The sequence below is a fragment of the Rhodoblastus acidophilus genome, assembly GCF_900187365.1.
GTDB lineage: Bacteria > Pseudomonadota > Alphaproteobacteria > Rhizobiales > Beijerinckiaceae > Rhodoblastus > Rhodoblastus acidophilus.
The window spans coordinates 93,085-119,445 of record NZ_FYDG01000003.1 but is presented as its reverse complement, the minus strand read 5'-3'; the positions used below and the strand labels follow the sequence as shown (position 1 = coordinate 119,445).

Below are 26,361 nucleotides of genomic sequence, written 5' to 3'. Positions count from 1 at the left end.
ATGCGGTCTTATCCCTATGGATTTGCCGCAGTTTCTCCGAATTCGCTTGCGCGAGGCTGGCCCCTCTCCCGGTCAGGGAGAGGGACTCTGTCGGTTCAAGCCTGCGCTTGGGCCGGAATCACATTGTGCAGCGTGTCGTCGCCCTCGAAGAAGCGGCGAATGCCGCGCGCCGCCTGACGGATGCGCTGCTCGTTCTCGACCAGGGCGAGACGGACATATCCGTCGCCATGCTCGCCGAAGCCCACGCCCGGCGCCACGGCCACATCGGCCTTTTCAATCAGCAGCTTGGAAAATTCCAGACTGCCGAGCGCGCGATATTTCTCCGGCACCGGCACCCAGGCGAACATCGAGGCCGCCGGCGAGGGAATCTTCCAGCCGGCCTGGGCGAAGCTCTCCACCATCACGTCGCGGCGCTTCTTGTAGACCGCGCGCATTTCGCGGATGCAATCGTCCGGGCCGTTGAGCGCGGCCGCCGCCGCCACCTGGATCGGGGTGTAGGCGCCGTAATCGAGATAGCTTTTCACGCGGCCGAGCGCGGCGAGCAGGCGCTGGTTGCCCACGGCGAAGCCCATGCGCCAACCGGCCATCGAGAAGGTTTTCGACAGCGAGGAAAATTCGACGCACACGTCCTTGGCGCCGGGGATTTGCAGCATGGAGGGCGGCGGATTGTCGTCGAAATAGACCTCGGCGTAGGCGATGTCCGACAGCACGTAAACATCGTGCTTTTTCGCAAACGTGACGAGATCGCGATAGAAGTCGAGCGAGGCCACCGTGGCCGTCGGGTTGGACGGATAGCACACCACCACGGCGATCGGCTTGGGAATGGAATGCATGATGGCGCGCTCGGCGGCGCGGAAGAATTCCTCATTCGGCTCGATCGGCACCGAGCGGATCACGCCGCCCGCCATCAGGAAGCCGAAGGCGTGAATCGGATAGGACGGGTTCGGCACCAGCACCACGTCGCCAGGCGCGGTGATCGCCTGCGCCATATTGGCGAAACCTTCCTTGGAGCCGAGCGTGGCGACAACTTCCGTATCGGGGTCGAGCTTGACGCCGAAGCGGCGCTCGTAATAGCCCGCCTGGGCGCGGCGCAGGCCCGCGATGCCCTTGGAGGCGGAATAACGGTCGGTGCGCGGCTTGCCCGCCGTCTCCACCAGCTTGTCCACCACATGCTTGGGGGCGGGCAGGTCCGGATTGCCCATGCCGAGGTCGATGATGTCGGCGCCGGCGGCGCGGGCCTTGGCCTTGAGACGATTGACCTGTTCGAACACATAGGGCGGCAATCGCCGCACGCGATAGAAATCGCTCATCAATCTGGTCCTTATGCTTTGGCCCGTCCGGCGTTCTTGGTCTTGCACGCGGAAATCTTGGATCGGGAAGCCGCTGATTAGCACCCGAATTGACTGGTGTCAGGCGCTTTTTCGGGAAAAACGGCTCAGAATTGGTCGGTGACGGCCGGCGGCTTGGGCGCGGGGGCCAATTTCTCGACCGGCTGCGCCTGCAGCTTCTTCAGCCGGGCCTGCGCCTTGGACTTGTCCGCGACCAGGGCGGCGTCGTCGGCCGCCGCCTGCTCCGCCGTTTTCAACGGAATGCGCTTTTTCTCCGGGCCGACGAAGGGAATGAAGTCCATCTTCTCGTCGTCGGGCCGGCTGGCGCGCACGAAATCGGGCCGCTCCTCCGTCGTCGACGTCGTCAGGCCGATGGCGTTGGACACCGAGCGCAGCGGATTCTCCTGCGCCCCCGCCGGAAGCGGCGCGGCGAAAGCGGCGGCGGCCAGAAGCGCGGCGGCCGGCCGCACGGCCAAGCTCGCGCGCTTGCGGAAAATACGGCGTCGCGCCGGGGCGAAAGAGGCGAAAAAATGCGGCATGGGACCTTGGTTTTCCATTCAGGCGGTATAACCTTACCGAAAGGCGCAAGCCCATCGGACCTACCGCATATTGTCACATAAAAGCTTATTATGTCCGAAACGGGACGAGCGCTACGAGGGCCGTCAAAAGAGCCCGAGCAACAGGTGAGGAAACCCGATGAACGTAAGTCCGGGCAGACAATTCGATCGCGCCGGCGCGGCCTCTGACGACGCCGAGCCCTCCAACCTTCCCGATTTCGAGCGCCTGGCCGATAATATCGCCAAGGCGCTTGAGCAAGGCGGCAAGGCGCTCGCCGCCATGGTGAAGCCGGTGGAGGAAGGCAAGGTCAAGACCGCCTTCGCCGAAGATGTCGCCGACGCGATCAAGACCTTCGGCCATGTGGCCGAATACTGGCTGACCGATCCCGCCCGCACGCTTGAGGCGCAGACCGAACTGTCCGCCAATTTTCTCGATTTGTGGTCCAACACCCTGCGCCGCCTCGCCGGCGAGGAGGAAAAGCCGCTGATTCCCGTCGATCCGCGCGACAAGCGCTTCGCCTCGGAAGACTGGCAGACCTATCCGGTGTTCGACTTCCTGCGCCAAGCTTACAGCATTTCGACCCATTGGGCCGAGCATATGGTGGAGGGCGCGGAGCTGGACAAACGCACGCATGACAAGGCGGCGTTCTACGTCAAGCAGATCGCGGCGGCGCTGGCGCCGTCCAATTTTCTGCTGACCAATCCGGAAGTTCTGCGCGCCACCTGGAAGGCGGAGGGGGAGAATCTCGCGCGCGGCATGAAAATGCTGGCCGAGGACATCGAGGCCGGCGACGGCACCTTGCGCATCCGCCAGACCTCCGGCGACAATTTCAAGCTGGGCGTCAATCTCGCGACCACGCCGGGCAAGGTGGTGTTCCGCAACGACCTGATCGAACTGCTGCAATATGCGCCGACGACGGAGCAGGTCTACAAGCGGCCGCTGCTGATCGTTCCGCCCTGGATCAACAAATTCTATATCCTCGACCTCAACCCGGACAAGAGCTTCATCCGCTGGGCCGTGTCGCAAGGCCTGACGGTGTTCTGCATTTCCTGGGTCAACCCGGACGCCCGGCACGCCGACAAGGATTTCTTCGCCTATATGAACGAAGGAATTTTCGCCGCGCTCGACCGGATCAAGAAAATCACCGCCGAGCCGAAGGTGACCGCCATCGGCTATTGCGTCGGCGGCACGCTGACGGCTTCGGCGCTGGCGTATATGGCCGCCAAGGGCGACGACCGCATCGCCTCCGCCACCTTGTTCACCACTCAGGTCGATTTCACCTATTCGGGCGACCTCAAAGTGTTCGCGGACGAGGACCGCATCAAGAACATCGAAGCGGAAATGAAGCTGTCGGGCTATCTCGAAGGCCGCAGTATGGCCAACGCCTTCAACATGCTGCGCCCCAACGACATGATCTGGTCCTATGTCGTGAACAATTACCTCAAGGGCATCGAGCCGATGGCCTTCGACCTGTTGACCTGGAACGGCGATTCCACCCGCATGCCCCGGGCCAATCATTCCTATTACCTGCGCAATTGCTATCTGGAGAACCGGCTGGCGCAGGGCGAGATGGTTTTGGGCGACGAAAAGCTCGATTTGGGCAAGATCACCATTCCCGTCTATAATCTCGCGACCAAGGAAGATCATATCGCGCCGGCCAAATCGGTGTTTTTGGGCGCCAAGCTGTTCGGCGGCGAAATGCGCTATGTGCTGGGCGGCTCCGGCCATATCGCCGGCGTGGTCAACCCGCCCGGCCCCAAGCCGAAATACCAGTACTGGACGGGATCGCGCCCCGAGGGCGCGTTCGAGGACTGGTTCGCCAAGGCGGAATCCCATCCGGGTTCGTGGTGGCCGGACTGGCTGGCCTGGGTCGTCGCGCAGGCGCCCGAGAAGGTCAAAGCCCGCAAGCCGGGCGGCCGGTGCAAGACGCTCGGCGACGCGCCCGGCGACTATGTGCGGATCAAGGGCTGACGCGTCCGCGCGGCGCCTGTCTTGCCCCTTTGGCGAACAAGACCGTTCGACGTTCCGTTCCGGGACGTTTTCGCCGGCGGGGAGCCGCAAAATGAGACAGATCGCCCTATTGCTCGCGACAACGGCCGCGCTGGCGTCGTCCGGCGCGGCGCTGGCCGCTTCGGCCCAGGGTTTTTCACCCGCCGGGGGCGTGCAGCGTCCGGCCGCGCCGGCCCGGCGGCATGGGCCGGGGCCTCATGTTCATGGACAGGGACTGGCGCATCATCCCGGCCATCATCATCATCCCCGCGTCAATGGGGCGGGGATCGGCTGGCCCGTGTTCATGGCGCCGCCCGCCGCGTCCGGCCCCGAGTTCGTCACCCACGATTTCATCTATCCCGGACCGTTCCGGCCGCGCCCGCCGCACGTCCAGGTGTTGGAGGACAAGCCGGTGGTGTTCCGGGAGCCGCCGCACATCATCCAGCTCGGCAAAACCAAGCATCGCGCGCCGATTTTCGTGGTGCGGCGCGGGACGATGACCGAGGAATAGGCCGCTTCGCCCCTTGCGGGGCGAGACGGGTCGCGGGCGCTAAAGGCCCAGCATCAGTTCAAGGTTTTGCACCGCCGCGCCGGACGCGCCCTTGCCGAGATTGTCGAGCCGGGCGACGATCACCGCCTGCCGATGCGCGGGATGGGCATAGACGCGGATTTCCAGATCGTTGGTGTCGTTCAGCGCCTGCGGCTCCAGCTTGCCGTCGGGCTCCGGCGCCATCACCCGCACATATTTCGCGCCGGCATAGTGGTGTCGCAGCGCCGCTTCGAGATCGGCGGCGGAGGGTTTTCCGGGCAGGGCGTCGAGCGCCAGCGGCAGGCTGACCAGCATGCCCTGGCGGAAATTTCCGACCGAAGGCACGAAAAGCGGCCGGCGCGTCAGCCGGCCATAGGCCATGATTTCCGGGATGTGCTTGTGTTCGAGACCGAGCGCGTAAAGCTCGAACGGCGCCGCCTGCCCCGCTTCATAGGCCGCGATCATCGCCTTGCCGCCGCCGGAATAGCCGGACACCGCGTTGAGCGCGTGCGGCGCGTCGGGCGCCAGCAGGCCCGCGTCGATCAGCGGGCGCAGCATGGCGATGGCGCCGGTGGCGTAGCAGCCGGGGTTGCCGACCCGTTTCGCCGCGGCGATGGCCTCGCCCTGGCCGGCGCAGAGTTCGGGAAAGCCATAGGTCCAGCCCGGCGCGACGCGATGCGCCGTGGAGGCGTCGAGAATTTTCGGGGCCTTGTCGCCGAGCGTGTCGGCCAGCGCCACGCTTTCCTTCGCGGCGGCGTCGGGCAGGCACAGAATGACCAAATCCACGGTCTTGAACAGTTCGGCCTTGGCGGCGGGATTCTTGCGGTCTTCCGGCGCGATCGAAACCAGCGTCACATCGGCGCGGCCGTCGAGGCGCTCGCGAATCTGCAATCCCGTGGTGCCGGCTTCGCCGTCGATGAAAATTCTGGCCATGGCGGGTCTTTCCGTGGATGCGGCGCCGAATGTCCTTCGCCAACCCTTTCGGGCCGGCGCAGACTTTTTGGCGCCGCGACATGCGCCTGACCCTATAGCCTGCCGCGATTTCGCTTTCATGTCTTTTTTGTCGAACCGGCACGCCCGACAGCGCGCTGTACCGCAATCGCACCCCCTCCTTATTCATGGCGCAGCCTCGCTCATTCACGAACATTCACGATGTAATCACTTTACATATAGGTGCTATTTCAGTGGCGTTTTTTACAAAATACGGCGGCTCTTTGCAGGATCGCCTCGGCGTTTGGCTTGACCCTTCAGCAGATAACGTGGGCGACTGGAGAAATTTTTCACTTTTTGCGAAAACTGGCCCGTCATTTGCTGCATGAACGATGCGTTTCTCGCGGAAGATAGCGTCAAGCTGGCTTGACCGCCATCCCCGCCCGAATTTCCGCAGCAGGAGGCTGTCCCATGTCTGACGACGAAATGCTGAGTGTGATTGCTCAATGCATCGACGAGGCGCGGCCGGGAATTCAGGCGGATGGCGGCGATATCGCCTTGCTCGGCGTCAAAGGCCAGCGCATCGAAGTGAAGCTCACCGGCAAATGCCTGACCTGCGCGCTGGCCGGGCAGACGCTCGGCGCCCTGCGCAAGAAGATCATGCAGCGGATCGACCGCCCGCTTATGGTCGTTCCGGTGATGGCGTAATCCCATGAACGCGCACGCCCGTCTCACCGCCCCGCCTTTGGCGCTGACGTCGCCGCTGGCGACGATTGGCGACATCGCCGCGACGCTGGCGCTGCCGGGGCCGGCGCTGCCATCGCTGCGCAGGGTGGTGGCGCTGCTGGGCGAGATCGGCCTGACCGACGCCGGGATCGCGCTGGTCGAAGGCCATAGCCTGCGCGGCCTCGCCGGGCGCGCCGCCGACGCGCCCGCCCTGCCGATGACGCCCAGGCTGGAGACATTTTTGGCCCGGGGCGAAGCCGGCGTGCTGCGCAACGAGCGCTCGCCGACGATCGGCGCGCCGATCCGACTCGGCGGCGCGCTGATCGGGCTGTTGGCGGCGCGGGTCGCCGGCCCCGTCGTGCGCGGCGACGAGCTGACGGCGCTGGCGCTGGTCGCCAATCTGCTCGGCGCCGCCGTCAAGACGGCGCGAGACGGGAGCGCGTCCTGCGCTGAGGGGAGCGTCGGCGGCAAGCGGATCATTGGCGAAAGCCCGGCCTTGCGCGCGGCGCTCGACCACGCGCGGCGGGTCGCGCCCACCTCTCTGCCCGTGCTGCTGCGCGGCGAGAGCGGCGTCGGCAAAGAGCTGGTCGCGCAATTGATCCACGACCATTCCCCCCGCGCCGCCAGGGCGTTCGTGAAGGTGAATTGCGCCGCCCTGCCCGAACCGCTGCTGGAAGCGGAGCTGTTCGGCCATGAGCGCGGCGCGTTCACCGGCGCCGATAAGCGGCGCAAGGGGCGGTTTGAACAGGCGCGTGGCGGAACGCTGCTGCTCGACGAGATCGGCGAGGTTTCCCCGGCGTTTCAATCAAAACTGCTGCGGGTGTTGCAGTCCGGGGAGTTCGAGCGCGTCGGGGGCGAACGGACGCTGCGGGTCGATGTGCGGGTGATCGCCGCCACGGCCAGCGATCTCGAAGCGGCGGTGCGCGCGAAAAAGTTTCGCGCCGACCTCTATTACCGGCTGTGCGCGGCGCCGGTGCGCCTGCCGGCCCTGCGCGAGCGGCGCGAGGACATTCCGGCGCTGGCCGAGCATTTTTTGGCGCGATTCAACGCGGAAAACGGTCGGGCCTTGGCGCTGAACCCCCGTGCGAAAACCATGATCGGGCGCTGCGCCTATCCCGGCAACATTCGTGAGTTGGAAAACTGCCTGCGCAACGCCGCCGCGCTGACGACGGGCGAGGAAATTTGCGAAAGCGATTTCGCCTGCCGGCAGGGTCGCTGTTTTTCCGCCCAATTGCGGCGCGCGCGGCTGGCGCTGCGGCGCAAGGAGTCATTTGGAGAACGCGTCGTGAGGACAAAGACATGATCGCCAAACCCCTGATCGACGCGCTCCCCTCCGGCGGGTGTTCGGCCTCCGCTTGCGGGTCCTCCGCCGCGCCCGAAGACATGGCCCCGGAGGTCTGGGCCAAGGTCAAGGATCACCCCTGCTATTCCGAGGAAGCGCATCATTATTTCGCCCGGATGCATGTCGCGGTCGCGCCCGCGTGCAACATCCAGTGCAATTACTGCAATCGCAAATATGATTGCGCCAACGAGAGCCGCCCCGGCGTCGTCTCCGAGCGGCTGACGCCGGAACAGGGGGCGAAAAAGGTTCTGGCGGTGGCCGCGAGCGTGCCGCAACTCTCCGTGCTGGGAATCGCCGGCCCCGGCGACGCCCTCTACGACTGGCGCAAGACCAAGGCGACGTTCGCGGCGGTGGCCACGGACCTGCCGGACATCAAACTGTGCCTGTCCACCAACGGCCTCGCTTTGCCCGATCATGTCGACGAGATCGTCGCCATGAATATCGACCACGTCACCATCACCATCAACATGATCGACCCCGAAATCGGCGCGAAAATCTATCCGTGGATCTTCTACAAGCACAAGCGTTACGAGGGGCTGGAGGCCGCCAAAATCCTGCATGAGCGGCAGATGCTCGGCCTGGACATGCTGGTCGCGCGCGGCGTGCTGGTGAAGGTCAATTCGGTGCTGATCCCCGGAATCAACGACGAACATCTGATCGCGGTCAACCGCGAGGTCAAAAAGCGCGGCGCCTTCCTGCACAATGTCATGCCGCTGATTTCCGATCCCGCCCATGGGACGCATTTCGGCCTGACCGGCCAGCGCGGCCCGACCGCCGAGGAGCTGAAGAAGGTTCAGGACGCCTGCGAGGGCGGAGCGAAATTGATGCGGCATTGCCGCCAGTGCCGCGCCGACGCCGTGGGCATGCTGGGCGAGGATCGCGGCCAGGAATTCACCCTCGACAAGCTGCCGGAGACGATCGAGGTCAATCCCGCCAAGCGCGAGGCCTATCGCCGGCAGATCGAGGCCAAACGCGAGCTTGCGGCCTTCGCCCGCATGGCGGTGAAGCCTGCCGAAACCAAGCCGGGGCGCGTGCTGACCGTCGCGGTCGCCAGCAAGGGCGACGCGCTGATCAACCTGCATTTCGGCCATGCGAAAGAGTTCTTGATCTATCGCGCCGACGCCTTGGGCGTGAAATTTCTCGGCGCGCGGAAAATTGACGATCAGTACTGCCAGGGCGGGCTGGGCGAGGACTCCTCGCTGTCGCGGATCGTCGAGCTGATCCGGGATTGCGACGTGATGCTGTGCGCCAAAATCGGCGGCTGCCCGCGCGGCGAACTCAAGGCGGCCGGCATCGAGCCGAGCGACGCCTACGCCCACGAATACATCGAGCCGTCCATCGCCGCGCTTTACGCCGCGCGCTGCGCCGAGGCCGACGCCGACGCATGAAGTTCAAACCAAGGAGAGCCCCCCATGGCCTTTAAAATTGTCGCCTCGCAATGCTCCGCCTGCGGCGCTTGCGAATTCGAATGCCCCAACGCCGCCATCGCCATGAAGGGCGACAATTTCGCCATCGCCGCCGCCAAATGCACGGAATGCGAGGGCGAGGAGCCGCGCTGCATCGGCGTCTGCCCGGTCGAGAAGACCATCATCAAAGCCTGAAGCCAGGGCGCCCGACACCGCCCGAACAAGGATGGAAGACGACATGCTGATTCTGACCCGTCCGGCCATCGCCGCCATCGAAGCCTCGCTTGTCGCCAACGACAAACGCGGCCAGGGCGTGCGCATCACGGCCGAAGCCGGCTGCTCCGGCCCGAAATATTCCATGCGGATCGAGCCGGACCCGGCGCCGAACGACACGGTGGTGGAAATCCGCGACGTCCGCGTGTTCATGGATCAGGACTCCGCCGCCATTCTCGCCGGCGCCACCGTCGATTATTCGGAAGACCCGGACAATTTCGGCTTCAATTTCGCGCTGGCTCTGCCCACCGAGGAGCAGGCCGCCAATTGCGCGTCGAAACCGGCGGGCGCCTGTTCCTGCGCGAAACCCGCCTGACGGGGACGCGCGCTGAACTTGGCGTGTGGAATTTCCCCCGGAGGTCAATTTCCACGCGAAAAGTTCGCAGATGAACGCCTGGGCCGCAGGATTTCGCGGATTTCCGCGCCAAAACTCTGGCCCAGCTTTTGCAACAACAGGTCCAGGCGCCCCTGACGCGGCGCCGGCGCTTCTTTCGCCCGACGCCTTGGCGTCCGATGCGGCATGAGCCGTTTCCCCGAAGGGATTGACGATCCCGTCACACAGGAGACCCTCATGCGTGCAGAAATTCTTCTCAACACCTGCGTCGCCGCGATGCGGCTCGACGGCTGCGGGCCGGAAGCCATCGCCTTCATGCTGGCGGAGCGCGCGGTGGATGCGCTGACCGCCTCGGGGCTGCGGCCGGAATCGCTGGATCGCGGCGTCGAACATCTGATCGGCGCCATGCAGGACCGCGCCGCCGACCTGCGCGCGGTGCGCAACACGCCCAATCTGATGCTGGTGGCGGCGCAAGAAAGCGCTTGATCGCGCGCCCGAGCCGGCAAGCGGGAACTTTACGGGCGGGCTTGCGGTTGACGGATGGACGATGCTCCCCGCCGAGGCGCCATGACCGATGCTGCGACGATGACGAAACCGGAAGCCCGCAAGGCTCTCGACGGGAACGGCGCCGCGCCGGTGGTGCGGGTGCGCAACGCCGTTCACGCCTTCAAGGGCCGCGGGGTTTTCTCCGGTCTCGATCTCGATCTGTTCAAGGGAGAGATTTACGGCCTGCTCGGGCCGAACGGCGTCGGCAAGACCACCCTGATGAAGGCGATCTCCGGCCGCGTCAGGCTGAACGGCGGCGAGATCCTGATCGAGGGCGCCGATATTCTGCGCGAACCGTCGCGGCTGTCGGCGATCGGCTTCGCGCCGCAGGAAATTTCGCTCTATCACCATCTGACGGTGAAGGAGAACCTCCAAGTGTTCGCCGGCGCCGCCGGCGTGCCCCAGGCGGCGGATCTGATCCGCATCCTGATGGACGAAACCGGCCTCGCGGCGCGCGCCGACCAGATTTGCGCGACGCTGTCGGGCGGCTATCAGCGGCGGGTCAACATCTGCGTCGCGCTGCTCAAGCGTCCGCGCGTGCTGCTGCTCGACGAGCCGACCGTCGGCATCGACATTGACGCGCGCGAGGCGATTCATCGCCTGCTCGACGATTTGAGGCGCAAGGGCGCGGCCATTTTGGTCTCGACCCATGACCTCGACCAGGCGCAGCGTCTTTGCAGCCGCGTCGGCCTCGTCCAGAACGGGCGCATCGGCCTTGAGGGGCGCCCCGAGGCGCTGGTCCGCGAGGCGTTCGGGGATCGGCTCGAAGTGGTGGCGGAGCTGCGCGCGCCCGCCGACGCGCCGCAACGCGCCGCGCTGGAGGCCGACGGCTTCGCGCCGCATGTGTCGGAAACGCAATGGGTGCGTTACGACGCCGCCGACGCCGTCGACGTCGCGGATCTGCAACGGCGGCTGAGCCACAGCGGTTTGCGCGTTCGGGAAATCCGGGTGCGCGAGCCCGACCTGTCCAGCCTGTTCCTGCGCGGGACGCAACAGGAGACGGCGCCATGATCGTCGCCATGATGCGCGTGATGGCGCTCGATCTGCTGCGCGACCGCGGCGCGCTGGTGATGGCCTTCGCCCTGCCCGCCGCCATCTATCTCATCTTCGCCTCCATTTTCTCGGGAACCGCCGGGGACAAGCTGCAACTGAGCGTCGCTTTGTTCGATCAGGCCGAAACCGCGGGATCGCGCCGGATCGTTTCAGCGATCGCGGGCGACGACCGGCTGGTCGTGGCGCTGCGCCCCGCCAGCCGCGCCGGGCTGGAGCAGGCGGTGCGGCGCGGCGACGTGGACGCCGGCGTGGTCATTCGCAGCGATCCCGCCCTGCCCTCCGCCGACGCGCCCGTCGTCGTGCTGGGCGACGCCAGCCGCCCGGTGGCGGCGCCCGTGGTGGTCGGGCGCGTGCAGAAACTGCTTGGGGATAATCAAGCCGGCGCGGCCGACAGGACCGGCGCGGCGCCGCTGGTGGAGTTGGCGCAGATCGCGCGCGCCGCCCACGCCGACGCCCCCACCGTTTATTACGCCGGCGCGGTCGGGATTCTGTTCCTGCTGATTTCCGCCAGCCAGGGCGCCATGCTGCTGATCGACGAGCGGCGCAACGCAATTCTCGACCGTCTCACGTCGAGCGCGGGTGGGCTGGCCAAGGCGGTGAGCGGCAAATTCCTGTTTCTGACCTTGCAGGGAACGCTGCAGGTCGGCATCATCTTCGTGGTCGCGGCGGCGCTCTATGGCGTCGCCGTCATGGACCGGCTGGCGGGCTGGAGCCTCGTCACCCTCGCCGCGGCGGCGATGGCGGCCGGCGCCGCCCTGCTGCTCTGCGCCGTCTGCCGCACCCGGCAGCAGGCGCAGACCCTTTCGGCCTTTCTGGTGATGATCCTGTCCGCCGTCGGCGGGTCGATGATCCCGCGCTACCTGATGCCGCGCTGGCTGCAGGACGTCAGCCTGTTGACGCCCAACGCCTGGGCCATCGAAGCCTATCAGGATCTGCTCTGGCGCGGGTCGGACGCCGGACGGATCGCGCTTTACGCCGCCCTGCTCGTCGGCTTTGGCGTCGCGAGCGCGACCCTCGCCTGGGCTTTTCTGCTGCGGGAGCGTCGCGGCTGACCCCGCGCGTCGTCGCGCAAGGCGCGCCCCGGCTCATTTGCGGGACGCGCGGGAACGGAATGTCGCGCAAGACGATTAGTCTTGCAGAGTTTGCCTTCGATTCATGCCTTGGGAAGACGTTCATGACGGACTGGCTTTATGTCGTCGGGTCGCACGGCGTTTGCGAATGAGGGACGCCGATCTGATCCTGGTTGGCGGGGGACTCGCCAACAGCCTGATCGCGCTCGCCGTGGCCGCCCGCGATCCCGCCCGGCGCATCCTTCTCGTCGACGCCGGCGCGCAGGCCGGCGGCCACACATGGTCTTTTCACCAGACCGACCTCAACGACAGGCAACGCCAATGGCTCGCCCCGGCCATCGCCTGCGCCTGGCCCGGCCAGGAAGTGCGCTTTTCCCGCTATGCGCGGCGGCTGCGCACCGGCTACGCCAGCCTGACCAGCGCCTCTCTCGCCGCCGCGCTCGCCGCCTGCCCGTCCGTGATCCGTATTCCGGCGCGGGCGGAGCGGATTTCGGCCAAGCGCGTTCACATCGACGGGCAAGCGTGGCGCGCGCCCTGCGTCATCGACGGAACCGGCCGGATTCCCGAAGCCTATATGGCGCTGGGCTGGCAGGTGTTCGTCGGTGTCGAACTGGACTGCGCCGCGCCGCACGGTCGCGACGTTCCCATCATCATGGACGCGCAGGTCGCGCAGAACGACGGCTATCGCTTCGTCTACACCTTGCCCTTCACCGACCGCCGCATTCTGATCGAGGATACGCGCTACACCGACGGCTCCGTGCTCGACGAGGCCGATTGTCTGGCGGCGATCCACGATTACGCCGCCAAACGCGGCTGGGAGGGGGCGGAGGCGCGGCGGGAGCGCGGCGTGCTGCCCGTGGTGATGGCCTTCGACGCCGCCGCCTTCTGGGCCGACGCGGCCGGCGGCGCCGTTCCCGTGGGCATGCGCGCCGGGCTTTTCCATCCGGTCACCGGCTATTCGCTGCCGCTGGCGGCGCGGGTGGCCGACGTTGCGGCGGCCCACGCCTGCGACACGCGAGAGGCGTTCGCGGCGGTGCGGCGGTTCGCGCTGCAAGAGGCGCGGCGGCAGACCTACTCGCGTTTCCTCAGCCGCCTGCTGTTCCGCGCGGCCGAACCGGAGCAGCGCCGCAGGATCCTGGAACATTTCTATCGCCTGTCCGAACCGCTGATCGAGCGGTTCTACGCCGGCCGCCTCACCCTCGCCGATCGGGCGCGCATCCTGATCGGCAAGCCGCCCGTGCCGATCCCGCGCGCCCTCGCCTGCCTGAGCGAGCGGCCGCTGCTCAAAGCGGCGCGCCGCAAGCGCCTGGGCGAGGAGGCGCTGCTGGGGGCCAATGCGGAAGGGGTTTAGGCGAATCCTCCTCCGGGACGGGAACCCTTTGCGGCGCGGTTCCGTTGCGCAGAGCGGGAGCCGTCCGGCCCCGCCCCTGTGAGGGTTTTTCATGTCAAAGGATTTCGCGCGGCAGAGCTGGATCGGCCTGACGCTGGCCGGGGCGCTTATCGCGGCCTGGGTCGCCCTGCATGTTTTCGCGGTGTGGCGGCTCGACGCCGTGGGCCATCCCTTCACGGCGCTGGCCTGCCTGCTCGGCCTGACCTGGCTGTCCACCGGTCTGTTCATCGTCGCCCATGACGCGATGCACGGCTCGCTCGCGCCGGCCTGGCCCAAAATCAATGTGGCGGTCGGCGCGCTGGCGCTGCGGCTTTACGCCGGATTTTCCTTCCGGCGCCTCGTCGTGAAGCATCGGTTGCATCATCTCGCGCCCGGAACCGACGACGATCCCGATTTCGCCCGCGCCGGCCCGTTTCTTTGGTATCTCGCCTTCATGCGCCGCTATTTCGGCTGGCGCGAATTTTTGACCGTGACGGCGGCGGTGATCGCCTATCAATGGCTGCTCGGCGACCGCTGGCCTTACGTAGCGTTCTGGTCAATCCCCTCCATTCTCGCCTCGTTCCAACTGTTCTGGTTCGGCACATACCTGCCGCATCGCCCGGGACCGGAGCCGTTCGTGGACCGCCACAACGCGCGTTCGCCGCGCATGAGCGCGGGAGCGTCGCTGGTGACCTGTTTCCATTTTGGCGGCCGCCATCATGAACACCACTTGTTTCCGGGCCTGCCGTGGTGGCGCCTGCCCGCCGCGCCCGCCGAGCGGACGCGCGCGTGAGCGGTAGGGGCTGGCGCAAGGGAAGCGCCGCGCGCCTGACTCTTCTGTTCACGCTGCTTTATGGCGGGTTTGGCGCGCTTTCGCCCTTCTTGCCGCCGCTGCTTCAGGCGCGCGGCCTTCCGCCTGAAACCATCGGCGCCGTCATCGGCGCCGGCGTGGTCGCGCGCATGGCGGTCGCGCCGATTCTGGGCCACGCCGCCGACGCCCGCCGCGCCGTATGCCGGGCGCTCGCCGGCGCCTGCGCCTGTTCGGCGGTTGCGGCGGCGCTCTATGCCGCGCCGCTGGCCGGAACGGCGCTGGTCGCCCTCGCCCTGGCGCAGGCGGCCGCCCAGGCGCCGACCGCGCCTTTCGCCGACGCCTCGGCTGTCTCCGCCGCCGCGCGCGAAAACTTCTCCTATGGCCACATCCGAGGGCTGGGCTCGGCGGCCTTCATCCTCGGCTCGCTGGCGGGCGGCGCGCTGGCGGCGCGCTTCGGCGCGACGGCGCCGGCGCTGGCGCAGGCGGCGCTGCTCGCGGCGGCGGCGCTGGCCGCGCTCTACGCGCCCGAACCGGCGGCGCGAGCGCCGGCCGAACAGGGAACGATGCGTTGGACGGAGCTTTTCGCCCTCGGCGACTTCCGCGTCGTGGTCGGCATCGCCGCGCTCGCGCTGGGCAGCCACGCCCTGCACGATGGGTTCGCCATGATTTACTGGACGCAGGCGGGGGCGTCGCCCTTTGTCGCCAGCGTGCTGTGGTCCGAAAGCGTGGCGGCGGAAGTGCTGGTTTTCATGGCGATCGGGCCGGCGCTGCTGCGGCGCTTCGGCGAGCGCGGCGCCTTCGCGCTGGCGATCGGCGCGGCGGTCCTGCGCTGGAGCGTGATGGCGTCGACCGCGGCCCCGTCCGCGATGGCGCTGGTCGAACCGCTGCACGGCCTGAGTTTCGCCCTGCTGCATCTGACCGCCATGGGGGTGATCGGCCGCGCCGTTCCCGCCGCGTCGGCCGCTCTGGCGCAAAGCCTCTATGGCGCACTGGGCGTCGGCGCGGCGACGGCGGCCCTGTCGCTCGTCTCCGGCGTGTTATTCGGCCGCTATGGCGGCGCCGCGTTCTGGGCGATGGCGGCGATGGCGGGATTGGCGCTGCCGCTGGTTTTCGCCCTGTCGCAACCGGACGGGCGCCGCGTGCGCGGAGGCGAGTCCGATCGCTGATTCAAGCGGTTGAGGGACCGCAGGCGCTGCGCGGCGGCGGAGTCCCGAGGCCAGAGAAAGCAACGAAACTTCAAGATTTTCAACCTAAGGTAGCATAGACGGCGCGCGATCGGTTCAGCGCGGCTGACTTTTGCGCGCCGAGCACAACCTGCCCTTGCGCAAAGAACAGCGACGTCCGGCCGCCAGTCTTCATCGACGCGGGGGCCGTCCGCAACGGCTGGAGCAAGCCAAATGGTCGAGGTCGCATCTTGAGGCATGTTCTCTTGAGACAGGTTCTTGGCGTGTGCGCCCTGTTGTTCACGGTCGCGGCCTCGGCGGCGGCGGCCGACCTCGACGCCATCAAGGCGCGCGGGGAATTGCGGCATATCGGCATCCGCTACGCCAATTTCGTCACCGGTTCGGGCGACGGTCTCGACGTCGAGATCATGCAGGGGTTCGCCCGGCGGCTCGGCGTGAAATACAAGCTGGTCTATTCGGATTTCTACAGCGTCGTCCGCGACCTCCTGGGTAAGGACGCCGTGCGCCGGGGCGGCGATGTCCAGTTGGCGGGCGAATTTCCGGTCAAGGGCGACGTCATCGCCTCGGGCTTCACCGTTCTGCCGTGGCGCGAGCAGATTCTGATCTATTCCGACCCCACGTTTCCATCGCAGGTGCTGCTGATCGCGCCGTCGGCGTCGGCGATCCAGCCGATCAAGGAGGGAACGACGCTGGCGGACGACGTCGCAGCCACCAAAAGCCTGATCGGCAGCCAAAGCCTGCTGGTGATGGAGCGGACCTGCCTCGATCCGGCCAATTACGGGCTGACGGGTTTGGGCGTCGATCTCAAGAAATACACCAAAAGCGCCAATCTGAACGAGATGGTTCCGGCGCTGCTCAACGGCGAGGCGCAACTCACGCTGCTCGACGTTCCCGACGCCGTGCTCGACCTGCGCAAATGGGCGGGCCAGATCAAGGTGCTCGGGCCGGTGTCCGAGCGGCAGACACTGGCGGTCGCATTTCCGAAAGACGCCGGCGCGTTGCGCGACGCCTTCAATGTCTATCTGCGCGACATCAAGGCAGAGGGAACCTATGACCGGCTCGTCGACAAATATTATCCCGGCATCAGGCGTTTTTTCCCCGCCTTCTTCGAGAAGAAGGCGTGATCCATTGCCGCCACGCTGGCATCGCCTGCTTCTGAACTGGCCGCTCGTCATGGCGAGCGGGTTTCTGCTGTTCGTTCTTTACCTGGCCTGGAGCTTGTATTCGACCCGCATGCAGCTCCGCGCGGCGACCGACTCCCGGCTGCTCGCGGACAGCGCGCGGCGGGCGGCCGTCGTCGCCGACTTCCTCACGGACCAGACGAAACTCGCGACGCAGATCGCGGGCGCCCACGAGGTCGAGGACTATCTGGCGAACGCCGCGCTCGGCATGTCGCCGCGCTACGGGCTGAACGCCAATATCGGCTTCATCGAGCACGCATTTCAGCGGTTCATGGCGCGCACGACGTTGCGCGGGGAAGCCTATGTGCGCCGCATCCGCTTCATCGACAAGAACAGGGTCGAGGTCGCCTCCGCCGGCGTCGGCGCCAACCCGGCGATCGACTCCATTCCCGGCTATGTCGCCGCGCCGCGCATCGATCCGCAGGCCTGGACGATCGAGGTGGTCGCGCCGGTGTTTTTCAAGGATGTTCTGGTCGGCGCGATCGCGACCACCGCCGATCTGAAGGTTCTGTCGCGGCTGCTGATCGAAGCCGACGATTCCGAGGGCGGATATCACGAGTTCCTGCTGATCGGCGATGGAGCCCGCGCCCTTTCCGCCACGCGCGCGAGCGTGAATTTCGATCTGGTCGACCGATCCCTCGCCAATATTCCGGCCGACCGTCCCATCCCCACGGTCGCCGGCTCCCCCAACGGCAACCGGATGCTCGCCCTGCGCACGCCGATCGAGCGGGCGCCGCTGTCGCTGATGACCCTCACCTCCGAAGCGACGGCTTACGGCGCCGGCTCGACGCCGGCCTATGCGCTCTATCTCGCCGCCTTTCCCGCCGCCCTGTTCGTGATGGCCATCGGGTTCGAACGGCAGCGCCGCCGCGCCGTTCAGCTGGAGAACGACGTCGTCGAAGCCGACCGCCGCCGCCACGAACTGTCGCGCCACAACAGCTCGCTTTCCAAAGAAATCGCCCTGCGCAAACGCCTGGAGGAGGATTTGCGCCGCAAGACGCGGGCGCTGAAGGAGACCAACGCCGAATTGCGCATCGCGGCGACGACGTTCGAATCCCAGGAGGAGATGATCGTCACCGACGCCAACCATATCATTCTCAAGATCAACAAGACTTTTGGCGAGATGTCCGGCTATCAAGCCGAGGAGCTGGTGGGCCGGTCGATCGCGATCCTGCACGCCGAACAGGACGACGCCGACCCCGCCGAGCAGCAAGCCGCCGCCATCGAGGCGAGCGGCCGCTGGCAGGGCGAAATCCAGCTGCGCACCAAGGAAGGCGAGATCGTCGAGCGCTGGCTGGCGCTGTCGGCGGTCCAGGACGAGACGGGCGCGCCGTCGCATTATGTCCGCACCTATTACGACCTGTCGGACCAGAAGGCGGCCGAGGCGAAGATTCGCACGCTGGCGTTTTACGACCAGCTCACGGGCCTGCCGAACCGCGCCTCGCTGATCGTGAGCGCGCGCCAGGCGATGGCCAATTGCCGGACGACGCAGACCTATGGGGCGCTGCTGTTCATCGATCTCGATCATTTCAAGCGGCTGAACGACACGCTCGGCCATCACAAGGGCGACCTGCTGCTGAAACATTCCGCCGCGCGCCTGCAAAAATGCATTGGCAAGCGCGACACGGTCTCGCGTTTCGGCGGCGACGAATTCGTGGTCCTGCTCGCCGATCTCCAAGCTTCGGAAGCCGAGGGCGCGGCGCTTCACGCCGAAACGGTCGCCGAAAGCATCATCGCCAGCATCGCCGAACCGCAGGATCTCGACGGACACACCTATCGCTGCACGGCGAGCATCGGCGTCGCCCTGTTCTGCGACGAGCGGCAAAGCATGGAGGATCTGCTCAAATGGGCCGATATGGCCATGTACGAGGCCAAGACCGCCGGGCGCAACGACGTGCGGTTCTTCGACCCGGCCATGCAGATGCTGATCGAATCGCGCGCCAAGATCGAGGCTGAACTGCGCGAGGATATCGCGCAGAAAAACTTCCAGCTGCATTATCAGGCCCAGGTCGATCACGAAGGCCGGCTGGTCGGCGCCGAGGCGCTGGTGCGCTGGCCCCGGCCCGTGGCCAAGCCGCCCTCCCCCGGCGAATTCATCCCGATTGCGGAAAGCTCGGGGCTGATCGTCGCGCTCGGCAATGGCGTGCTGGAAACCGCCTGCGTCCAACTGGCCGAATGGGCGCGCGATCCGGCGCTGGCGAATCTGACCGTCGCGGTCAACGTCAGCGGGGTGCAACTGCACCAGCCGACCTTTGTCGATCGCGTGAAATCCATCGTCGAACAGACCGGCGCCGATCCGCGCCGGCTGAAGCTCGAAGTCACCGAGAGTTTCGAAATCGCGAAAATCGACGAGGTCATCGCCAAAATGACCGCGCTGCGCGACATCGGCATCCGGTTTTCGCTCGACGACTTCGGCACCGGCTATTCGTCGCTGTCCTATTTGAAGCGGCTTCCGCTCGACCAGCTCAAGATCGACCAGAGTTTCGTCAGGGATATCACCACCGACCCCAACGACGCCGCCATCGCCGAGACGATCATCGCGCTCGGCGAAATCCTCGGGCTTTCCGTCATCGCCGAAGGCGTGGAGACCGAAGAACAGCGCGCCTTCCTCGCGGCGCGCGGCTGTCGGGTTTATCAGGGCTATCTGTTCGCCCGGCCTATGTCGTCGAAGCAATTCGTCCAGTTCGCCAAGCTGTTCGCCCGTCCGGGCGTCCCGCCCGAGGGTTTGGACCTCCAGGCGCACAGCGCCTAAACCGGCGGCGCGGCGGTTCAGACAGACGGCGACGCGGTCGCCGCCTCATTCCATGACGAGCAGACCCGATCGCAGCACGGGCGCGAAAGCGATCACCAGCAACAGCAGCGGCAGGGCCGACAGGACGTATCCCGACGTCGCGATCTTGACGGCGCGCTGCGGAATTGAAAAGGCGAAGTTCATCGGCCGCCACCTTGAAAACGGATCGGCCCGGTCGCCGTTCCTGTCTCGGCAGCTTTGCCACGCCCAGCTTAAGCGCCCGTCAGGCGCACCCGCGCAATTTTAACGATTCGGCCGCGCCAAGGCCCTCGCGCCGGTCAATCGCGCAACGGCCAGGTCGCCATGACGGCCGCGCCCGCGGCGACGCCTTGGCGCGACGCCGCGCCGGCCTCGCGCCGCAATTTCTTGATCGCGTTGAGGAACGACCGCCACGGCCCCAGCAGGCTCAACAGGGTGCTGGCGGCGATGAGGGCGATGTAGCCGGGGAAGACCCACCATTCGATCGGCGCGCCATCGCGGTAATTGTGGCCCTGCTGGCCGACGACGCCATAGAACACGATCAGCGGCGCGCTGGCGAGCAAGGTGGTGACCAGGAATTGCAGCGCCGAAGCGCCGAAGAACGCCGCGAAAAACGTCACCAGCGGCGCGGGAACGAGCGGCGACAGGCGCAGACCGAGCAGGGACAGCCACAGGCTCAGCGATCGCCGCCGCGACGCCGGCGCGCGCAGCCTGTGCGGAATGTGCTTCCGGTACAACAGGAAAGCGCCGAGGCCGCCAAGCGCGCTCCCCACCACGACGACGACGCCGCCCCACAGCGGGGTCAGGCAATAGCCGGCCGCCACGCAAACCAGCGGCATGGACGGAAACGCCAAAAAGGACAGCACGACCGACAGCACGAAAAACACCAGCGCGCTCGCGACGATATTGTCCTCGCTCCGCGTGTCGAAGGCGCTCAATTCATGCAGCAGGTCATCGCCGGAGAGCGGACAGCAGCACCAGCCGAGCAGCGCCGCCGCGACCGCGCCCAGATAGAGCAGCAGGCCGTTAGAGCGCATGAGACGCCGCCGACGCGGACAGGAGGGACCGCGCATGGGCGGCGTAATCATAGGAATGATAGGTGTTCCAGAACAGAACCCGCTTGTCCCGCAACGCCCCCGACTTGCCAAAGGCCGCCAGGGATCGCCAGGCCTTGAGCGTGAAGACCGGATCGAGCTTGAGCCCCTCGCCCGCCAGTTGGTCGCGCCAGGCCGCATCCTCCGCGCTAATCAAGCCGTAGCCCGGGCTCCAATGCTGCGAATCCGGCAAAAACGCCTCGCGGCGCAGCAAGCGCTCGGCGCTGGCCGGGACGCCGGGGAAACCCAGCGCGTTCAGCCATGCGACGGCGCGCCCGGCCAACCGGGTCACATTGCCCTCCACGAAGGGGATCGACGGCTGCTGGTTGGCGACGAAACGCGACAGATAGGACCGGTCCTGATCGGCGACGCCGACGATCTGCGTGGGCCACCCGAGCAGATAGACGCCCAGCAGCAGGCCCAGCACCGTCGAACCGCTGCCCATGGCGACGAAAATCATGTCGGGCGGCGCGTCCCAGGCCTTCGACGCTTCGAGCAAAAGCGCGAAATCCGCGATGGCGTTCATATGGCCGAGCACGCTCAAGGCGTTCGACCCGCCCGGCGGCACAAGCGCCTCGGCTTGCGGGGTGAGCTTTTGCTTGGCCATTTCACAGGCGGCTTCGCCCGCCAGGCCGAACGTGTTGCTGGCCAGCACGACGCGCTGCGACAGCAGGCGGAGCAGGCCAAGCCGCTGATCGTCGTTCGGCATGCCCGGCGCCTCGAACAGCAGCAGGTCGAGATCGCTGTTCAGCGGCTGACCCGTCCCGGTCAGGTCCGCGAGGCGGTTGGCCAAGGCGAAGTGCAGCGCATGGTTGCTGGAGACCGCGCCGACGGTGGCGACGCGGCGGACGCCGGACCAATGCAGATTGGGCAGCAGAAACTCGTATTTGCGGGCCTTGTTGCCGTAGAACGGCTGGAGCGCGCTGCTTTCGTTCATCACCAGCAGCCGGTCGCAGCCGATTTGCCGGTTGATCCTTGCGGGCAGCTGCAAAATATCGGGGTTGCGCGGAAACAGCGGGGCCCACGGAAGGATCGGCCGCCCGCGCGCGGGATCGTGGAACACGGCGTCGCCCGGTTGGCCCTGGCGGACATAGCCGTCATGCGCGACTTTCTCCGCCACGGCGTTCACGATCAGCGGGCCTTGCGCCGCGTCGGGGTCGACCAGGGCGGGCGCAAATCTCGCCAGCGCCAGCGACTGGCGTTGCGGCGCCTGCAGCGGCGACGCCGGAGGCGAGGTTTCCGCTCCCGTCGTCTGCAATACCGTCCGGCTTTGCGAAAAACAGATCGCGCCCAATCCCGCGCCGCCCAGCATGATGCCCTGAAGGATATGGCGTCTCGAGCAATCCATCGTCACCTGTCCTGAAACTGTCAGGAAGGTTTACCAATTCTTAAGCCCGAGCAGAAGCCTTTGATTAATCAGTGGTTAATGCAACAGCCGTTTCGGAATGTTTGACCATAGGTCAGGGGCGGCGGCGGGGGCGCGCGCGAAGTCGTCCGCGCAAACAAAAACCCCGCCGGGACCGGCGGGGTTGTGGGAATTGCTGAGAACGGACCGAGGTCCGCCCTCGCATGTCCAAAAGCGTGAAATCAGCGCTTCGAGAACTGGAAGCTGCGGCGGGCCTTGCGCTTGCCGTATTTCTTACGCTCGACCACGCGCGAGTCGCGGGTGAGGAAGCCTTCCTTCTTGAGCGCCGGACGCAGGCCGGGCTCGTAATAGGTCAGCGCCTTGGACAGGCCGTGGCGCACCGCGCCGGCCTGGCCGGACAGACCGCCGCCGGCCACCGTGATCAGAATGTCGAACTGGTCGACGCGCGCGGTGACGCCGAGCGGCTGGCGCACGATCATCTGCAGCACCGGGCGGGCGAAATAAACCGCGAGCTCGCGGCCGTTCACCGTGATCTTGCCGGCGCCGGGCTTGATCCAGACGCGGGCGACGGCGTTCTTGCGCTTGCCGGTGGCGTAGGCGCGGCCGAACTTGTCCAGCTTCTGCACATGGACGGGAGCTTCCGGCGCGGGGGCGGCGGTGGCGGCCTTCAGGTCCTGCAGGGAGGAGAGGGTCTCGCTCATGGTCAGTCTTCCCGGGTGTTCTTGGTGTTCAGGGCGGCGACGTCCAGCACGACGGGGTTCTGCGCCGCGTGGGGGTGTTCGGCGCCCTTGTAGACGCGCAGGTTGCCGAGCTGCTTGCGGCCGAGCGGACCCTCGGGGATCATGCGCTGCACGGCCTTCTCGACGATGCGCTCGGGGAAACGGCCCTCAAGAATGAACTTGGCGGAACGCTCCTTGATGCCGCCCGGGAAACCGGTGTGATGGTGGTACACCTTCTGGTCGCGCTTGCGGCCGGTGAACACCACCTTGTCGGCGTTGATGACGATGATGTTGTCGCCATCGTCCATGTGGGGGGTGAAGGTCGCCTTATGCTTGCCGCGAAGGCGCAGCGCGATAATCGAGGCGAGACGACCGACCACCAATCCCTTGGCGTCGATCAGCACCCATTTCTTCTCGATTTCGGCGGCCTTGGCCGAATAGGTCTTGCCGTACATGTCTCTTTTCCGTTGCAGCGCGGGCGAAAAACCCGGCGGGACGATGCGCGCTTGTAGGGGCGCGCCACGTTTCTGTCAACGGCGTTTCGCGTGAAAGCCAAGAAAACGCGGGCGTTTCCGCTTGTGGGTATTATAATACCGTGTTTTGTGGCGGAATTGAATAGGTTCCCACCGCATGGGCCACCGGCGCGTCGTCGCCGTCCGCGAACAGGGTCGCCTCGCCCACCGCCAGACGCTTGCCGAGCTTGAGCAGGCGAATCTCCGCGATCACGTCGCCCGGCGGCGGCTTGCGCAGGAAATTGATGTTGAGATTGGTGGTCACGGCCAGGGCGACCGGACCGATCTGGGCGAGAATCGCCACGTAAAGCCCGACATCGGCCAGCATGAACAGCGACGGGCCGGACACCGTGCCGCCCGGGCGCAGGTGGCGCTCGTCCACATGCAGGCGCAGGCGCGCGGTGAGCGGCCCCACCGATTCCACCGTCACGCTGCGGCCGCCGTGGCGCAATTGCGGAAATTCGGCGGCGAGGAACGCCTCGACCGCCGCGACGGACATCACCGGCGGGCGCGCCGCCGCGCTCACTCGGCGGCGGCCTCGGCCAGCAAGGCGGCGCTCTCGAACTGGGTCTTGTGCAGCAGGGCGTAAACCCCGCCCTTCGCCAAAAGCTGGTCCTGCCGGCCCATTTCGATCACCTTGCCGGACTCGATCACGCAAATGCGCTCGGCCTTGGCCACCGTGCTCAAACGGTGGGCGATGACCAGGGTGGTGCGGCCGGCGCACAATTGCTTCAGCGCCTCCTGCACCGCGCGCTCCGATTCGGTGTCGAGCGCGGACGTCGCCTCGTCGAGCAGGATCAGCGGCGCGTTCTTCAGGAAGGCGCGGGCGATGGCGATGCGCTGGCGCTGGCCGCCGGACAATTGCATGCCCTGCTCGCCCACCGGCGAATCGTAGCCGTTTTCGAAGCCGGTGATGAAATCGTGAGCGAAAGCGGCCTTGGCGGCGGCGACGATCTCGTCTTCGCTGGCGCCGGGACGGCCATAGGCGATGTTGTCGCGAATCGAGCCCTTGAACAGGAAACTGTCCTGCCCGACATAGCCGATCTGGCTGCGCAGCGAGCGGCGCGAGCATTGCGCGATATCCTGGCCGTCGATCAGGATCCTGCCCCCGGTCGGCTCGTAGAAGCGCAGCAGCATGGCCATGGTGGTGGTCTTGCCGCCGCCGGAGCGGCCGACCAGAGCCGTGGTTTCGCCCGGCTCGGCCACGAAGTCGATGCCATTGAGCACCTGCTCGCCGGCGCGATAGGAGAATTCGACCTGCTGGAATTCGACCCGGCCCTGCGTGACTTTGAGCTCCAGCTCGGTTCCCGTCTCCTTCTCCGGCTCTTGCTGGTCGAGGAATTCGTACAGCATTTCCACGCCCATCAGCGAGGTCGAGAGGTCGACCTGCAAGCGGGCGACGCGCTTGACCGGTTCGGTGGCGAGCAGCAGCGCGGTGATGAACGCAAAGAAATTGCCGGGCTCGGCGCCATTGTAGATCACGCGATAGCCGCCATAGACCACCACGGCCGCAATCGCGACGCCGGCGAACGTCTCCATCAGCGGGCTGGAGCGCGACTGCACCCGCGCCAGCTTGTTGGCGGCGCTTTCGAACGAGCGGATGGCCTCGCTCTGGCGGGCGCGCATGTGGCCTTCGAGCGTGAAGCTCTTGACGACGCGGATGCCCTGGGCGGTTTCCTGCAGGCTTTCGAGGATGGACGCGAAGCCGCTGAACTCCGTCATCATCACCTTTTTCGCCTTGGCGCCGAGCTTGCGCACGCCGATGATGGCGCCGGGCATGATCACCACGGCGAGGACCGCGAGCACCGGGTCCTGCTGGAACATGGCGAAGGTCAGGCCGAGGGTGGTGAGAATGTCGCGGCCGAGCGCGGTGATCAGCATATTGAGCGCGCCGCTGGCCGCGCTGGAGATGAACGCCTGGCGCGCGATGAATTCGGTGGAATGGCTCCGGTTGTAGAAGGCGATGTCCATCGCCAGCATCTTGTCGAAGATGCGGGTCTGGATTTCCGCGACAATATTGTTGGCGATGCGGGTCAGCGTGACCTGCTGGCCGTAGGTGGCGAAGCCCTTGACGACATAGATGGTGACGATGGCGCCGCCAATCGCCCACATCGCCTCGATCGACCGGTCGACGAAGATGCGGTCGATGATGTCCTTCATGATATAGGCGGAGAACGTGGTGCAGGCGGCGATCACGCCCATCATCGCAAAGGCGATCACATAGGACCGCACGTGCTTGCGCCCCTGTTCGCGCAGCAACCGCTCGATCAGATGCATCTGACCGGCGTTGAACCATTTCTTGGCCAATTTTTCAGAGAGCCAGGACAATCAAGGACTTCCGCAAGCGAGCCACAACCATATCCGACGCGCTCCGGCCGCGGGAGCGCGGGAAAACCGCGCCTTGATGAGGGTTAAAGCCGGTCCTGTCAATGCGGCGGTCCTGCCGCCGCCTCCCCCGCCCCGCTTCAATGCCCGGACATGAACACGATCTGGAACAGGGAAACCGCCAGCTCCAGCACGATCAGCACGACGATCGCCGCCTCCATCCGGCTGGAGCGGTCGGCGTCGATCAGATCGGCGAGCGCGCGGGCGGTTTCGACGATCACATCCAGCTTTCTCTGGAGCGTCTGCGCCCGCTCCTTCAGCTCGTATTCGTCCTCAAGCCGCGCATAAAGGCGTTCGAGATCGGGGCGATCCCACAGCACGTCGGGCTTTTCCTCAACCGCGACGCGGCCGGAGACGCGGTGCTGGACGCGGAGCGCGCGGCCGATCAGCTTGAGCATTTCGCGGCGGCCGCGCATCGGACGGCCATGCCTCGCCAGACTGACGGCCAACGGCTCGATCTCGTCGAACACGCCGCTGACCTCGCGTTCGTCGCGGCCCAGCGCCACGCTTTTGGCCAGGGCGTCGGAGAACACCAGGAAGCGCGGGTTGGAAAAGTCCTTGACGCCAATGGAGCCGCCCGGCGCGATCCGGTCGTCGGTATCGAGCACGAGCTGCGCGGTTTCATCCTCCTTCAGCAGCCGGGCGCCGACGATTCGGCCCTTCAGCTTGGAGATGATGTCGTCCTCCTCCAGCGGGCTGAGGCCCAGCAGCACGGCCACGCCATAGCGATACAGCACGACGCGGCCGGCGGGCCCGACCTGAAAGGCGAGCGGCATCAACGAGATGGTGTCGGAACGCTCCAGCCCCGCGAGATCGATGCGGTCGCCCAGCAGCAATGCGCGGGCGGTGAGTCGGTCGGCGCCGATGATTGTCGAGTCGTCCATAT

Annotated in this window: 26 protein-coding genes; 15 read left to right on the top strand and 11 right to left on the bottom strand. The window is 66.3% G+C overall.

Annotated elements, in window-relative coordinates; all coding sequences use genetic code 11:
- Positions 1 to 95 precede the first annotated feature (95 nt).
- Both CFB24_RS08860 and CFB24_RS08855 read right to left on the bottom strand, forming a co-directional pair.
- Positions 96 to 1,310, bottom strand: coding sequence for an LL-diaminopimelate aminotransferase (locus CFB24_RS08860; RefSeq protein WP_088520241.1), 1,215 nt, complete (start codon positions 1,308 to 1,310; stop codon positions 96 to 98).
- 125 nt (positions 1,311 to 1,435) lie between these two features.
- Positions 1,436 to 1,867 (bottom strand): hypothetical protein, encoded by a 432-nt coding sequence (locus CFB24_RS08855; RefSeq protein ID WP_141098396.1) that lies wholly within the window; start codon positions 1,865 to 1,867, stop codon positions 1,436 to 1,438.
- A gap of 157 nt (positions 1,868 to 2,024) precedes the next feature.
- Here CFB24_RS08855 and CFB24_RS08850 point away from each other — a divergent pair, with 157 nt between their 5' ends.
- On the top strand, positions 2,025 to 3,857 hold the full coding sequence (locus tag CFB24_RS08850) for a PHA/PHB synthase family protein (RefSeq protein WP_088520239.1): 1,833 nt from the start codon (positions 2,025 to 2,027) through the stop codon (positions 3,855 to 3,857).
- Positions 3,858 to 3,948: 91 nt separating this feature from the next.
- Positions 3,949 to 4,386: a hypothetical protein gene (locus CFB24_RS08845; RefSeq protein WP_088520238.1), complete on the top strand. Its 438-nt coding sequence runs from the start codon at positions 3,949 to 3,951 to the stop codon at positions 4,384 to 4,386.
- Positions 4,387 to 4,425: 39 nt separating this feature from the next.
- Here CFB24_RS08845 and argC read toward each other — a convergent pair whose 3' ends face one another.
- Positions 4,426 to 5,337 carry an N-acetyl-gamma-glutamyl-phosphate reductase gene (gene argC / locus CFB24_RS08840; RefSeq protein ID WP_088520237.1) on the bottom strand — a complete coding sequence of 304 codons (912 nt, stop codon included), beginning with the start codon at positions 5,335 to 5,337 and terminating at the stop codon, positions 4,426 to 4,428.
- A 468-nt stretch (positions 5,338 to 5,805) separates the two neighbouring features.
- Here argC and CFB24_RS08835 point away from each other — a divergent pair, with 468 nt between their 5' ends.
- The 13 genes from CFB24_RS08835 to CFB24_RS08775 all read left to right on the top strand — a co-directional run bounded on the left by CFB24_RS08835 (position 5,806) and on the right by CFB24_RS08775 (position 19,381).
- Positions 5,806 to 6,042, top strand: coding sequence for a NifU family protein (locus tag CFB24_RS08835; RefSeq protein WP_088520236.1), 237 nt, complete (start codon positions 5,806 to 5,808; stop codon positions 6,040 to 6,042).
- Between the two features lie 4 nt (positions 6,043 to 6,046).
- Positions 6,047 to 7,363, top strand: coding sequence for a sigma 54-interacting transcriptional regulator (locus CFB24_RS08830; protein WP_088520235.1), 1,317 nt, complete (start codon positions 6,047 to 6,049; stop codon positions 7,361 to 7,363).
- A complete protein-coding gene (nifB, locus tag CFB24_RS08825; RefSeq protein WP_088520234.1) occupies positions 7,360 to 8,790 on the top strand; it encodes a nitrogenase cofactor biosynthesis protein NifB in 1,431 nt (476 codons plus the stop codon). The genes CFB24_RS08830 and nifB overlap by 4 nt, the downstream gene beginning before the upstream one ends.
- Positions 8,791 to 8,814: 24 nt before the next feature.
- Entirely contained in the window at positions 8,815 to 9,003 is a 189-nt protein-coding gene (locus tag CFB24_RS08820) for a 4Fe-4S dicluster domain-containing protein (RefSeq protein ID WP_088520233.1), read from the top strand.
- A 43-nt stretch (positions 9,004 to 9,046) separates the two neighbouring features.
- Positions 9,047 to 9,397, top strand: a complete 351-nt coding sequence (locus CFB24_RS08815; RefSeq protein WP_088520466.1) for a HesB/IscA family protein — start codon at positions 9,047 to 9,049, stop codon at positions 9,395 to 9,397.
- 255 nt (positions 9,398 to 9,652) lie between these two features.
- Positions 9,653 to 9,901 (top strand): hypothetical protein, encoded by a 249-nt coding sequence (locus CFB24_RS08810; RefSeq protein ID WP_141098395.1) that lies wholly within the window; start codon positions 9,653 to 9,655, stop codon positions 9,899 to 9,901.
- A gap of 81 nt (positions 9,902 to 9,982) precedes the next feature.
- The gene (locus CFB24_RS08805) at positions 9,983 to 10,972 is read left to right on the top strand and encodes an ABC transporter ATP-binding protein (RefSeq protein WP_158255177.1); all 990 of its coding nucleotides are present in this window, start codon (positions 9,983 to 9,985) and stop codon (positions 10,970 to 10,972) included.
- Positions 10,969 to 12,066: an ABC transporter permease gene (locus tag CFB24_RS08800; RefSeq protein ID WP_244593146.1), complete on the top strand. Its 1,098-nt coding sequence runs from the start codon at positions 10,969 to 10,971 to the stop codon at positions 12,064 to 12,066. The genes CFB24_RS08805 and CFB24_RS08800 overlap by 4 nt, the downstream gene beginning before the upstream one ends.
- A gap of 166 nt (positions 12,067 to 12,232) precedes the next feature.
- Positions 12,233 to 13,435 (top strand): lycopene beta-cyclase CrtY, encoded by a 1,203-nt coding sequence (crtY, locus tag CFB24_RS08795; RefSeq protein WP_088520230.1) that lies wholly within the window; start codon positions 12,233 to 12,235, stop codon positions 13,433 to 13,435.
- A gap of 91 nt (positions 13,436 to 13,526) precedes the next feature.
- Positions 13,527 to 14,246 (top strand): fatty acid desaturase, encoded by a 720-nt coding sequence (locus CFB24_RS08790; protein ID WP_088520229.1) that lies wholly within the window; start codon positions 13,527 to 13,529, stop codon positions 14,244 to 14,246.
- On the top strand, positions 14,243 to 15,430 hold the full coding sequence (locus tag CFB24_RS08785) for an MFS transporter (protein WP_170133744.1): 1,188 nt from the start codon (positions 14,243 to 14,245) through the stop codon (positions 15,428 to 15,430). Before CFB24_RS08790 ends, CFB24_RS08785 begins: the two co-directional genes overlap by 4 nt.
- 263 nt (positions 15,431 to 15,693) lie before the next feature.
- Entirely contained in the window at positions 15,694 to 16,572 is an 879-nt protein-coding gene (locus CFB24_RS08780; RefSeq protein WP_088520227.1) for a transporter substrate-binding domain-containing protein, read from the top strand.
- A 49-nt stretch (positions 16,573 to 16,621) separates the two neighbouring features.
- On the top strand, positions 16,622 to 19,381 hold the full coding sequence (locus tag CFB24_RS08775; protein ID WP_158255234.1) for a putative bifunctional diguanylate cyclase/phosphodiesterase: 2,760 nt from the start codon (positions 16,622 to 16,624) through the stop codon (positions 19,379 to 19,381).
- A 45-nt stretch (positions 19,382 to 19,426) separates the two neighbouring features.
- Here CFB24_RS08775 and CFB24_RS23030 read toward each other — a convergent pair whose 3' ends face one another.
- The 8 genes from CFB24_RS23030 to CFB24_RS08740 all read right to left on the bottom strand — a co-directional run bounded on the left by CFB24_RS23030 (position 19,427) and on the right by CFB24_RS08740 (position 26,359).
- Complete coding sequence (locus CFB24_RS23030) at positions 19,427 to 19,564, bottom strand: hypothetical protein (protein ID WP_158255235.1); 138 nt, start codon at positions 19,562 to 19,564, stop codon at positions 19,427 to 19,429.
- A gap of 134 nt (positions 19,565 to 19,698) precedes the next feature.
- Positions 19,699 to 20,436: a VTT domain-containing protein gene (locus CFB24_RS08770; protein WP_158255236.1), complete on the bottom strand. Its 738-nt coding sequence runs from the start codon at positions 20,434 to 20,436 to the stop codon at positions 19,699 to 19,701.
- Positions 20,426 to 21,841: a pyridoxal-phosphate dependent enzyme gene (locus CFB24_RS08765; protein WP_088520224.1), complete on the bottom strand. Its 1,416-nt coding sequence runs from the start codon at positions 21,839 to 21,841 to the stop codon at positions 20,426 to 20,428. The genes CFB24_RS08770 and CFB24_RS08765 overlap by 11 nt, the downstream gene beginning before the upstream one ends.
- A gap of 239 nt (positions 21,842 to 22,080) precedes the next feature.
- On the bottom strand, positions 22,081 to 22,560 hold the full coding sequence (rpsI, locus tag CFB24_RS08760) for a 30S ribosomal protein S9 (RefSeq protein WP_088520223.1): 480 nt from the start codon (positions 22,558 to 22,560) through the stop codon (positions 22,081 to 22,083).
- A gap of 2 nt (positions 22,561 to 22,562) precedes the next feature.
- Positions 22,563 to 23,033 (bottom strand): 50S ribosomal protein L13, encoded by a 471-nt coding sequence (gene rplM, locus CFB24_RS08755; protein WP_088520222.1) that lies wholly within the window; start codon positions 23,031 to 23,033, stop codon positions 22,563 to 22,565.
- Between the two features lie 130 nt (positions 23,034 to 23,163).
- Entirely contained in the window at positions 23,164 to 23,589 is a 426-nt protein-coding gene (locus CFB24_RS08750; RefSeq protein ID WP_088520464.1) for a PaaI family thioesterase, read from the bottom strand.
- 23 nt (positions 23,590 to 23,612) lie between these two features.
- Entirely contained in the window at positions 23,613 to 25,418 is a 1,806-nt protein-coding gene (locus CFB24_RS08745) for an ABC transporter ATP-binding protein (RefSeq protein ID WP_244593220.1), read from the bottom strand.
- A gap of 137 nt (positions 25,419 to 25,555) precedes the next feature.
- Positions 25,556 to 26,359, bottom strand: a complete 804-nt coding sequence (locus CFB24_RS08740; RefSeq protein WP_088520221.1) for an RMD1 family protein — start codon at positions 26,357 to 26,359, stop codon at positions 25,556 to 25,558.
- Positions 26,360 to 26,361: the final 2 nt, after the last annotated feature.